Here is an 11629-nt window from a genome sequence, read left to right as displayed (position 1 = left end):
GCCATGCACGTGCACAAACCCGCCGACGCCATGCTGCTGCTGGGATATCAATCCCGGGGGGGCCAGTCGTCCCTGACCGTCACGGTAGGCTACTGTTGCGGCGCGGACGGCACGCGCGTGTCGGAACAGGACGCCTGGAAAACGCTGACGGCGCTCTTCACCGACGAACCCTTCGACCTGGCGCAGAAAAAAACGCGCGGCGGCTTTGGCGTGGCCGGCGCGGCCAAGGCGCCGCAAGGCCGGCCCGTTACCGGGCTGACCGTGCGCGCCGGCGTGGGCGAGCTGCAAAAATCGGTGCTGGTGCTGGGCGACCGCTACTGGTCGCGCGGCATTGCCGGCTGGCAGCCCAGCGCGCCGCAGCCTTACACCGACATGCCCATCGGCCTGGCACGCGCCTACGGCGCCAAGGGCTGGGCGGCCAATCCGCACGGCCGTGGCCATTGTGCCCAGGCGGACCAGGCCGACGGCGTTGCCCTGCCCAATATCGAAGACCCCGCCGCGCCGGTGTTGCGGCCAGGCGATGTGCCGCGCCCGGCCAGTCTGGGCGTGCTGACCCAGGGCGCGCCTGAACAGATCCGCTGGCTAGGCACGCTGGACAAGCGCTGGCAGCGCGCACGGCTGCCCTGGTTGCCCGACGATACCGACCCGCGTTGGTTCGACCGTTTCGCGCAAGACCAATGCCAGGAAGGCTATTGGCGCGGCGACGAAAGCTGGTTCGCCGAGAACATGCACGCCGATCATCCGCTGCAACGCGGCACCCTGCCCGGCTTGCGGCCGCGTGTGCTGGTGCGCACCGATGCGGCGCCCGAGCGGCGCGTGGAATTGCCGCTGGACCTGGACACCGTCTGGCTGCTGCCGAACGACGAGCGCGTGCTGGTGCTGTACCGGGGCGAATTCGCCACGCGGCGCGAGGATGCGGAGGACGTGCTCGGCCTGGGCATCTTCACCGAACGCATGAGCGAAGCGCCGCAACCCACCCAGCATTGGGCGCTGATATGGCAAGAGGCCGGCGAAGCCGCTACGCCGGCGCAAGCACAAACGCTGGCCGCGCCCGAGCCCGGTCCCGAGGCCGCCGCGAAAACGGCCGCGGCAGGCAAGGCGATCGAAGAGATGGGCAAGGCGGCGGCCGCGCATCGCGCGACGGTTGCCAAGACCCTGGCCGACACCCGCCAATCGGCCATTGCCGAAACCGACCAGACCATGCAGCGCTACGGCCTGGGGTCACTGCAAGCCAAGATGGCGCAAAGCGATGCCCCGCCCAACACGCTGGCGCTGCCGACCCCCGAATGGCCCAAGGAACCGACGGCGTTCAAGGCTGCCGTGCGCCAGTACGTGGCCGACGCATTGGCCGCTGGCGAAGCCGAGACGCGCGAACAATGGCGCGCCCACGGGTTGGATTACGACGCTGCGCTGGCGCGTTCGCGTGCCCGGCCGCCCGTCGTGCTGGACCCGGCCGATGCGGTCGCAAAAATGAAGCTGCCGCCCGACGCCAAGGCCGCGCTGATGGAACGGTACCAGGCATTCCAGATCAAGATGGACGCGCTGCAACTGAACGCCAAGAAAATCTCCAAGCAGGCGGAAGCGCTACAGGCCCAGGAACCGCCGTCACTGCCCTTGCCGGATGAAGCCCTGCCGCGCGGCCCGCGCACCGCGCTGGACCGCGAGGCCCTGCTTGGGCGCCACGCGCGGCGCGCCTCGGCGCAATGGTGCGAACTGCAAGGGCTGGACCTGAGCGGGGTGGACTTGGCCGGCTTGGACCTCAGCACCTCGCTGCTGCGGAGTTGCGTGCTGCGCGGCGCCAATCTGGAGGGCGTCAATTTCACCGACTGCCAATTAGAGGACTGCGACCTTGGGGACACCCAACTAGGCCGCGCCCGTTTCCCCCGCGCCCTGCTGAAGGGGTGCCAGGCGGCTGGGGCGAAGCTGCCCGGCGCGGACTTTTCACAAGCCCGCCTGGAGAAATGCGTGTTCACCCAGGCCGATCTGTCGGCCACCGAATGGGCAGCGGCGCAGGCCAAGGAATGCGACTTCAACAAGGCGGTTCTGCGCCAGGCCCAGGGTCAGGAGGCGCGCTTTACGGCGTGCGGGTTTGCTGGCATCGACGCGGCATCAAGCCGCTTCCCCAAGGCCATGTTCAGCAAGTGCATGCTGGAGGACGCCACCCTGGATGGCGCCGACCTGCAAGGCGCGACCCTGATGACCTGCCAGGCCGCGGGTTCGCGTTACGACGGCGCCAGCATGGCTCAACTGCGCACGCTGAAGGGCACCGATCTACGCCGCGCCAACCTGAACCGCGCGCTGTTGGACAGGGCCAGCCTGCAGGATACGAACCTGGGCAAGGCCACGCTGCGCGAGACGCACATGGACCGCGGATTCCTGAAGAATTGCGACCTGTCGGGCACCGACGCCTGGCATCTGGTGGCGCGCGTCTGCGACTTCACGGGCAGCCGCATCGAGCAGGCCAGCTGGCGCGGAGCGAACCTGATGAAGGCCCGGCTGCGCCAGGTGGTGCTGCAGGACGTGGACCTGACCGGCGCCAACCTGCACGCGGCCGACACCCGCACTGCGACCGCGCAAGGCGTGCAACTGGACCAGGCCCTGCTGACGCGCTGCCGCCTGCTGGAGGATTACGGCCGTGAGTGACGCGACCCAGAATCGCGAGTCGCTGCTGCAAGCGCTGCGCGCGGGCGAACGGCTGGCGCCCGACGCGCTGGCCGGCGTCGATTTCCGCAATGCTGACCTGTCCGGTCTGCGCCTGGCCAACCTGGACGCGCGTGGCGCTCGCTTCGATAGCGCCGACATGCGCAAGACGGTCTGGAACCGTTGCCGGCTTGACGAGGTGAGCCTGGACGGCGTGGCGCTGGATGGGGCGTCCTTCACCGCCTGCAGCGGCCATGCGGTGTCGTGGCGCGAGACCAAGGCCATCAAGGTCTGGATGATGGACTGCGTGTGGCAGGACGCGGATTTCCACCTTGCTGAACTGACCCGCTTGGCCGCCCAGAACACGGCATTCCCGGGCGCCCGGATGAGAACGGCCAAGGTGGACAAGGCATGGCTGTCGCGCTGCGACCTGTCCGGCCTGGATCTTTCGGGCGCGGTCTGGCGGCAAAGCCACCTGCCGGACAGCAAACTGACGGGCTCCACGCTGGCTGGCGCCGTGTTGGCGCAATGCTCCTTCAACCGCGTCCAGGCCGCCGATGTCGATTTCAGCGGGCTGGTGGCGCCGGGTGTGTCTTTCTACCAAGCCGCGCTGCAGAACGCCCGCTTTGATGGCGCGATGCTGGATGGCGCCATCTTCGACCAGGCACGTCTGGACAAAGCCAGCTTCGCGCGAGCGTCGTTGCAGGGCGCCCGCTTTCAGGCCGCCAATTCCACGGGAATATCGTTCGGCGAATCGAAGTTGATGGACGCCGACCTGTCGCACCTGCGGGTCGCGCATGCGGATTTTGCGCGCGCCGACCTGACGGGCGCGCGCCTGCACGCCGTCGAACTGCCCGATGCCTCATGGCGCGAAACCGTGCTTGAAAACGTCCGTCGCGATGACCCCGAATTGCGGGCCGCCGAATTGTGGCGCCCCCCCGTCTAACCCGATGCCATTGGACACTCGATGAACCATCCTAATCCCGCGTCGGACCCGGCCGTTAGCCAGCCTGACGCCGCGCCTGCCTATTCGCCGGACCAGGGCGCCCGTCTGCACCACGCGCGGCTAGTCATGCGCGACGGTCGCCGCTACGCCGCGCTGACCGGTGCCGGCGCCATCTGGGTCACCCCTGCCGCCGGCTGCCTGCTGCAACCCGAAGTCGGCGACATCGCGCTGGTCAGCCTGGCCGCGGGCCAGGGCTACATCCTGACCGTACTCGAACGCGGCGCGCCGGCATCCGCCGCCCGAGTGGAAGTGCCGGGCGATTTGCAGTTGTCGCTGCCCGAAGGAAAGTTGTCGATCCAGGCGGCCGACGGCATGGCGCTGGACGCCGGCCCCGCCCTGGAAGTCAATGCGGCGCACGCCACGGTGACCTTGGACGAAGCCGATCTCCGTTGCCACACCCTGCGCGTCGCGGGCGACAACGCGCACACGCACTGGAACACACGCAATGACGTCAGCGTCGAGCGCATGGAAATCTCTGGCCGCGCCGAAGTGCATCTGGGGCAGAGCGTACGCCGCGTCGCCGGACATGATGACGTCACGACCGGGTCGCAGCGCACCGTCGTCAACGAGGACTGGTCGGTGCATGCCGCAACGGCCGACCTGAAAGCACGCGACCGGGTGGCGGTGGATGCCGACTCGGTACAGATAGGTTGAAAGGAGAAAGCCATGTTCATGCTGAATAACGCCGGCGCGATGACCACGGCAACCGTGCCCGACGTTTGTCTGACGCCCGCGGTGCCTTCGCCGATTCCGATGCCCTACCCCAACATCGCCATGAGCGACATGGCCGACCCGGGAGGCATCGTCGAGAACGTGCTGGTTGGCGGCATGCCGGCGCTGAACCAGGCCAGCACCATCATGCTCAGCAACGGCGACCAGGGCGGCGTGGCGGGCGGCGGGGTGGCCTGCGGCGAAATCATGGGCGAGGCCGCGTTCGTGACCGGCAGCATGAAGGTCATGGTGGGCGGGCCGCCGGGCGTGCGCCTGACCTGCATGACCACGCAGAATGCCAACAACACGGTCGGTATCGTGGCTGCGCCCAGCCAGGTGATCGTGATGCTGGTAAGTTGAGGAAAGCCGCCATGCTCAAGCTCCAGGCTTCGATTCCGCGTTTGTTGTCCATCGTGCTGTGCAGCGCTGCGCTGGCATCGTGCAGTTCCTTGAACAGCATGATGGGCGGCACGTCGGAAGAGGATGCGCTCAAGGCGCTGAAGTGGACGTATGCGGCCGACGGCGTGCAGCTTGCCATTGAAGCGGACCCGAAGTTGAACCAGTCGACCGACCAGCCGCATACGCTGGCGCTGTCGGTGGTGCAGATGGAAGATCCCAGCGCGTTCGCCCCCTACGCCGCCAATTCCGCCAAGATGTCCACGCTGCTGCTGGCCGACACCCCGCCCAAGGGCCTGCTGTCGCTCGACCGCGTGTTCGTGTCGCCCGGCGAAAACCGCACGGTCACGCTACCGCGTGTCGAAAAGGCCAAGTACGTGGGGCTGGTGGCCGGTTACTTCCACCTGGACCCGACGCGCAGCGCACGGCTGTACCGCATCGGCGTCGAAGTGGATTCCAGCGGCATCGTGGTCAAGACACGCAACGCGTCGCCCGAGCCCTTGAAGATCGAACTACTCCTGGGCGCCGACGGCATTCTCCAAGCAGTCGGCACCCGTACGCCGCCCGTCACGCCCACCCGCCCCGTCGGCGGACTGGTGACGCCCCCCGCGACGACGCCCGCCTCCGGCAATACGCCGGCCAAACAATGAACCGCCCCCGCAAAGCATGAGCACGCATCTGAAACAACCACTGTTCTGGCATCAGGGCCTGTTCCTGCAGCCCCATCATTTCCAGTACCAGGACGCCTGGACCGAACGACTCCTGGCACGGCAGGTCGAGCTGACCGCGCCGTGGTGCTGGGGTTTTGGCGCGCTGGAAATCAATGAAGCCGCCCTGGCCGCGCGGCAGGTGGTGGTGGACCACATGGCCCTGCGCTGGCAGGACGGAACGCTGACCGAAATCCCCGGCAATGCCCGCATCGAATCGCGGCGCTTCGAGCTGGCCGAATTCTCGCAAGGCCCGCGCACGCTGTACGTGGGCCTGCGCCGTCATGTGGTGGACCAGCCCAGCGTACAGAAATACGAGAACCTGGACGACGCGGCGCGGGCCGAAGCGCGGCTGGTGGCGCCGGCCGATCCGCAACAGGTGCCCGACCGTTATGCGAGCGGCCCGTCGGGACGCGTGACGCTGATGACGTATGTGCTGCGCCTGTTCTGGGAAGAAGAGATCGGCGCGCTGGGCGATTACGACCTGATGCCCCTGGCGCGCCTGGAACAGGATGGCGAGGTCGTCAGGCTGGCACCCCGCTTCGTGCCGCCCTGCCTGAACCTGGCCGCGTCCACGTCGCTGCAACACATGCTGATGGAATTGCGCGACGAAGTCATCGGACGCGCCCGGCAGCTTGAAGTCTTCAAGCAGCCCATTGCCAACCGCTCCGGCGAGGATGGCCAGTTCGGCCCGGTGCTGGCCCTGTCCGTCCTGAACCGCTACGGACCGCAGATTACGCACCTGGTCGAAGCTGCGCAGACCCATCCCTGGGCCGTCTATGGCGTGCTGCGCCAGTTGGCGGGCGAGCTGAGCACGTTCTCGGACTATTGCGACCTGCTGGGCGAAACGCGGGACAACCGCCAATTGGTGGCGCCCTACAAGCACACCGATATCGGATCCGTGTTCATGGGCGTGCTGGACCTGGTGCGCCGCCTGCTGAACGAAATCACGATCGGGCCCGAGATGCTGGTGCATTTCGAGCAGGACGGCGCCGCGGGCAATCTCTACCGCGCCGACATGCCGGCCGCGTTCTTCGGCCCCCGCCATCGCTATTACCTGATGGCGCGCAGCGGCCTGGAGCCTAAGGAATTGGCCGAACACATGGTGCTGGAAGCCAAGCTGGGAATCCCCGACGAGATCGAAACACTGGTAACGCGGTCGCTGCCCGGCATCGAGATCATTCCGCTGCAGACGCTGCCGCTGGGCATGCCCCGCCGTGCCGGCAGCGCGTATTTCCGTATCGAAAGCCTGTCGGACGGCTGGGATGCCGTCGTTCGTGATGGCCGCCTGTCCCTGTCGCTGCCGGAGCCGCCGCCGGACCTGCGGCTTGAACTGATCGTGATCAAAGGATAGCAACGTGCGCCTGAGCAATATCTGGATTGCCTCCATGGAGTTGGCCCGCACGGCAATCACCGGCGCGGGCACCGACGCAACGCCTGACGCCGAAGTGGTGCGCGGGCAACTGAAGGCGTCGTTGGACGCCGCGGTCGAGCGCGTGCAGGCCCATGGTTTCACCGCCGCCGACGCGCAGGCCAGCCTGTTCGCCGTGGTTGCCTGGATCGACGAACTGGCGATGTCGCGCGACTGGGCGGCCAGTTCGTCCTGGCGGCTGGCGCCCCTGCAGCGCCATTACTTCTCGACGACACGAGCGGGTGTGGCGTTCTTCGAAAAGCTCGAGGCCCTGCCCGATGACGCCGTCGAAGTGCGCGAGGTCTACGGCCTGGCTTTGCTGGCCGGCTTCAGCGGCCGCTACACGCATCGTCCGCCCGCCGAACTCGCTGAGTACCGCGCGGCCCTGCTGGCACGCATCGCCGAAGAACGCCGCATGTCGCCGCTGGATCCCAGCCTGCCGCTGTTCCCGCAGGCGAGCGGCCGCGCGCGAAAAGTGGCGCCCTACCGCCGCGGTATCGGGCCGTCGCTGGCGACCTTTTTCCTGGTGGTCGTGCCCTTGTGCCTGCTGCTGGGCTTGTACCTGTACCTGGACTATCGCGTTGCGGGCGAGGCGGCGCAGGTAGCCGTGCCCACCGCCACCCGCTCCTGACCTGACCTGACCTGACCTGACCTGACCTGACCTGACCTGACCTGACCTGACTCGAAATGCTAACGCTGCTGTCTGTGCAATGATCAAAAAACTGCTTGTCGCGATCGCCTGGCTGTTGGGGCTGCTACTGCTGGCACTGGGGTGCTGGGTGCTGGGCCTGTACCTGGGCTGGCCTCTCTGGCGCTCCATCGCCCTGTTCCTGGGCGTACTGATCGGCCTTGTGCTGCTGCGCTGGCTGCGCGGCCTATGGCTGGCCTGGCGGCTAAGGCGGCGCCTGGCGCGCCCCGTCGGCAGCGTCACCGTCAACACCGAACGGCTGGACATGGACTGGCGCGCGGGCTTGAGCGCGCTGAAGCAATCGCGCCTGTCGCGCTTCGGATCGCCGCTGTATGTGCTGCCCTGGTACATGGTGCTGGGCCCCCACGACGCAGCCAGAACCGAACTGCTGCGCCGCGCGGCGGGCGCGGCACCGGTACAGGCCCGAGGCGACGACCCGGCCGAACTGCAATGGTGGCTGCTGCGCAACGGCGTCGTGCTGGATCCCACCGAAACGATAGGCGAAGAGCACAAGGCGCCTGATTCGCCGAAATGGCGCCGTTTGCTGCACTGGATGATGCGCACGCGCCGCCGCGAACCCTTGAACGGCCTGATCCTGGCCTTCAACGCGGCGTGGCTGACCAGCGGCAGCGATGCCGATCTGAACGAGACGGGCCAGGGACTGCGCAAGCGCCTTGATGAGCTGACCCGCATCTACGATGCGCGCATTCCCGTGTATGTCGTCTTGACCGACTGCCAGCTGCTGCCGGGCTTCGCCGCCTGGGCAAAAAGCCTGGGGCCCGACCTGACCAACCAGGCGATGGGCTTCGTGAACCCCGTGCCTGCCGCCAGCGTCGGACAGTTCATCAACGATGCCTTCAACAACATCGTGCACCGGATGTTCGATCTGCGTGTGCTGCAAGGCGTGCACGGCCGGCCCGCGCCAGAAGTCTTCGGCCTGCCGGAGCGGCTGGTGCCGTTGGCACGGCAGCTTGCCAAGGTGATGCGGCCGGCGTTCCAGGCAACGCCCTATGCCGAAACGCCGTTGATGCAGGGCTTGTTCCTGACCGGCCAGCCGGCCGGCAACGACCGCAGCCAGCCCGACTGGTTCAGCGCCGGCCTGTTCAACCATGCCTTGCCCGCGCAGCGGCACGCGTGGAAGCCCGTTGAGCGGTGGCGCCACTGGCGCCGCTTCCTGCGCCATGCCGCCGTGGTGGCGTGGCTGGGCCTGTGTGTGGGTATCGGATTGCTGCTGGTGCACTCGAGCAATACCGCGCAGGACGAACTGCGCGCCGCCGCGGCCGGCACGTCGGACAAGCCTGACTTCTCGGGGCCGATGTCCACGGATCTGCACGCCCTGCAAGACGAACGCAACGCAATCCACACGCTGCTGAAGCGGCCGACATGGCAGCGCCACTGGATGCCGTTTCAGCGCCGTGTAAATCAGGTCGAGCGCCGCATGATGGACCACTACACGCGTGAATTCCATCGCGAGGTCATCGCCGCCAATCTGGATCCCCTGCTTATCAGCAGCCTGCCGCAGTTGGCCAAGGGCAACAACGACATGCTGCTTGCCGCCTGGGCGCAGACCCTGGTGAGGCGCATCAACCTGATCGATGCCGCCACCGCGGGCCGTAGCGTGTATGCGCTGCCCGCGCCCGGCAGCGAGCTGCCCCTGCTGCTTGCCAGCGTCCACCAGACGCTGCGCGACTCCATGGATGCCATCCTGCTCGGCGACATGTACCGGGATTACCTGACATGGCAAGACGACCACACGACGCTTGATGACGAGCGGCGCGCGCTGCGCCAGGTTCTGGCGGGGCTCAACCTGACCAACCGCCCCATCCCCTGGCTTTACTCCTGGGTGGACCTGCAGGGCACCATCAAGCCGGTGCGCCTGACGGACTTCTGGAACATTCCGGACAAGCCGAACCTGCCGTTTATTCCCGCCGGGCTGACTCCCGACGGCGAGCGTGCCGCGATTGGCTTCCTCGACGAACTGGGACGCGCCACGGACAACACGCAGGAATGGTCAGCGCGGCGCAGTGAGTTCCAGCAGCATTACCAAAGCGACGGACTGGATGCGTGGTACCAATTCACCGACATCTTCCCGCACGTGCCCGACCTGCTGGCCGACGGCACGGCCCGGCGCGCCGTGCTGTCGTCGCTGTTGACGGCTGACGACCCCTACCAACGCCTGATACACATGCTGGCGGCCGTCGGCGAGCGCCTCCCCGAGGCATCCCGGCCGGACTGGATCGTGCAGGCCGGTCGCCTGGACGCGCTGGACGGACTTGCGCATTCCAGCCAGCAAAACACGGCAACCAGCGCGCTGCAGAAGATCGACGTTGTGCAGCGCTTTGGCGGCGACGTCATCAAGAACCTGCCGCAAGGCGGTTCGCTGGGACAGGGCATTTCCCGCCTGCGCAATGAAGGCAGCTCGCTGCAATTGCTGCAAGCCTATCGCCAGGGCGTGCGCGACACCATCGTTCCGCTGCAACAGGGCGATGGCACGGCAATGAAGGCCGCCATCGAGATCTGGTCGTTCGGGCACGACCCCAATGTGAAAAGCGTGCCCCTGGTCAATGCACGCACGGCGATTGGCACGCTGCGCCAACAACAGGGCACGACGGGCCCGCGCACCAGCGTCATCTGGGACGTCGCCGAAGGGCCGATGAATTTCGTCCTGGATTACGCCGGCCGCAACGCCGGTTGCCGCTTGCAGCAACAATGGGAGAACACGGTGCTTAGCGCCATCCAGGGCGTCACCGACGGCGAGCTGGCCGATCAACTGCTCTATGGCGACCGTGGCCAGGTCAAATCCTTCCTGGATGGCGACATCAAGAACTTCGTGGATCACGATAGCGTCCGTTACGAAGCCCGCCCGGCGATGGACAGCAAGATTCCCCTGAATGGCCAGTTTTATGCCTTTGCCAGCATGACGCAGTTGCGCCAGGTGACGCTGGCAACCCAGCAACTGCACTCCAAGCGCTCGTCCACTGAAGTCCAGGCGCTGACGCAGCAACAGGCCGAGTTGGAGAAGCAGATCACCAAGCTGGAGACCACGACCGGCACGGTGACGTTGAATACGGTCCCTCCGCAAACCAACGCCGATGCCCGCGCGCTGCCGGAAAGCGTAAACCTGACCCTGCAATGCGCCAGCGGCGCGATCACGCTGGAAAACCTCAACTTTCCCAACAGCGCGGTTTTCCCCTGGTCCCTGGCCACCTGCGGCGACACCACGCTGCGTATCCGCTATTCGGATTTCGAGCTGACTCGCCAATGGACCGGCGCACGCGGCTTCATCGACTTCCTCAAGGAATTCGCCAGCGGCCGCCACCGCTATACGCCCGCCGACTTCCCGGACCAGAAGACGCTGCTGTCGGTTGCCGACGTCCAATGGATCGTGGTCACCTACCGTCAGCAGGGCCAGGCGCCGCTGCAGAGCGCATTCGCCGAGGCTGACCGCCTGGCGGCCCAGCTGCAAGAGATCAAGACACGGCTTGCTGAACTGCAACCCGGCACCGCCCCCGGATCGGCCATGCCGACGCCGGCCCCCGCAAGCCCGGTGCCGCAGCGTATCGTGTCCTATTGCATGGGCCCCATCGACAGCGCGGCTCTCCATCTGCCGGAACCGCAAGCGGCGCCCGAGCCCAGCCCGGCGCCCGTCGCCAAACCGCCTGCCACCAAACGGGCGCCCGCAGCGGTGCCGGCAAAGCCCGCGAGCCGCGCGGCAGGGCCCTACGCGGTACAGGTCGGCATCTTCTCCCATCCGGAATCCGTGCGCGCCACGCTGAAAAAGAACGGCTATACCGCCCAGGAATCCGACATCACGCTCCGAGGCGTGAAATACCGCAAGATCTGGGTAGACGGCTACGCCACCCGGGAAGCCGCCCAGACGGCGGCGAGCAAGATAGGCGCCCTGCTCAAGCTGAAGCCGGAGGTCCTGCGGCAGGAGGCCGAGCGCTAGGTGGGTGGCGAAGGTGCGTGGCCTGAAGCAACAGGCCACGCACCGCGCTCGAAAGATGCGTGACCTGCCGGGTTACCGGGCGGCACTGCTGAGGACTCACAAAGCCCCAAACGCAAAAAAG

Annotated in this window: 8 protein-coding genes; all 8 read left to right on the top strand. The window is 66.9% G+C overall.

What is annotated here, in order from left to right:
• Positions 1-3 precede the first annotated feature (3 nt).
• The 8 genes from CVS48_RS08525 to CVS48_RS08490 all read left to right on the top strand — a co-directional run bounded on the left by CVS48_RS08525 (position 4) and on the right by CVS48_RS08490 (position 11508).
• Positions 4-2643 carry a DUF2169 family type VI secretion system accessory protein gene (locus CVS48_RS08525; protein ID WP_100854058.1) on the top strand — a complete coding sequence of 880 codons (2640 nt, stop codon included), beginning with the start codon at positions 4-6 and terminating at the stop codon, positions 2641-2643.
• Complete coding sequence (locus tag CVS48_RS08520) at positions 2636-3586, top strand: pentapeptide repeat-containing protein (RefSeq protein WP_100854057.1); 951 nt, start codon at positions 2636-2638, stop codon at positions 3584-3586. The genes CVS48_RS08525 and CVS48_RS08520 overlap by 8 nt, the downstream gene beginning before the upstream one ends.
• Positions 3587-3607: 21 nt before the next feature.
• Complete coding sequence (locus CVS48_RS08515; protein WP_100854056.1) at positions 3608-4300, top strand: DUF3540 domain-containing protein; 693 nt, start codon at positions 3608-3610, stop codon at positions 4298-4300.
• Between the two features lie 12 nt (positions 4301-4312).
• Entirely contained in the window at positions 4313-4717 is a 405-nt protein-coding gene (locus CVS48_RS08510) for a DUF4150 domain-containing protein (RefSeq protein ID WP_100854055.1), read from the top strand.
• Positions 4718-4728: 11 nt separating this feature from the next.
• Positions 4729-5403: a type VI secretion system lipoprotein TssJ gene (tssJ, locus tag CVS48_RS08505; RefSeq protein ID WP_100854054.1), complete on the top strand. Its 675-nt coding sequence runs from the start codon at positions 4729-4731 to the stop codon at positions 5401-5403.
• 16 nt (positions 5404-5419) lie between these two features.
• Complete coding sequence (gene tssK / locus CVS48_RS08500) at positions 5420-6814, top strand: type VI secretion system baseplate subunit TssK (protein ID WP_100854053.1); 1395 nt, start codon at positions 5420-5422, stop codon at positions 6812-6814.
• Positions 6815-6818: 4 nt separating this feature from the next.
• Positions 6819-7502 carry a DotU family type IV/VI secretion system protein gene (locus CVS48_RS08495; RefSeq protein ID WP_100854052.1) on the top strand — a complete coding sequence of 228 codons (684 nt, stop codon included), beginning with the start codon at positions 6819-6821 and terminating at the stop codon, positions 7500-7502.
• 79 nt (positions 7503-7581) lie between these two features.
• Positions 7582-11508 carry a type VI secretion protein IcmF/TssM N-terminal domain-containing protein gene (locus CVS48_RS08490; RefSeq protein ID WP_100854051.1) on the top strand — a complete coding sequence of 1309 codons (3927 nt, stop codon included), beginning with the start codon at positions 7582-7584 and terminating at the stop codon, positions 11506-11508.
• The last annotated feature ends 121 nt before the right edge of the window (positions 11509-11629 follow it).

Source organism: Achromobacter spanius, assembly GCF_002812705.1.
In the GTDB taxonomy this organism is placed as follows: domain Bacteria; phylum Pseudomonadota; class Gammaproteobacteria; order Burkholderiales; family Burkholderiaceae_B; genus Achromobacter; species Achromobacter spanius.
The sequence above is the reverse complement of the archived record's forward strand: the minus strand, read 5'-3'. Positions and strand labels throughout refer to the sequence as shown.

Bases quoted from the DNA above. Each gene is read 5' to 3' on its own strand.
- tssK (WP_100854053.1), top strand. From the start codon at position 5,420: ATGAGCACGCATCTGAAACAACCACTGTTCTGGCATCAGGGCCTGTTC.
- CVS48_RS08515 (WP_100854056.1), top strand. From the start codon at position 3,608: ATGAACCATCCTAATCCCGCGTCGGACCCGGCCGTTAGCCAGCCTGAC.
- tssJ (WP_100854054.1), top strand. From the start codon at position 4,729: ATGCTCAAGCTCCAGGCTTCGATTCCGCGTTTGTTGTCCATCGTGCTG.
- CVS48_RS08490 (WP_100854051.1), top strand. From the start codon at position 7,582: ATGATCAAAAAACTGCTTGTCGCGATCGCCTGGCTGTTGGGGCTGCTA.
- CVS48_RS08510 (WP_100854055.1), top strand. From the start codon at position 4,313: ATGTTCATGCTGAATAACGCCGGCGCGATGACCACGGCAACCGTGCCC.
- CVS48_RS08525 (WP_100854058.1), top strand. From the start codon at position 4: ATGCACGTGCACAAACCCGCCGACGCCATGCTGCTGCTGGGATATCAA.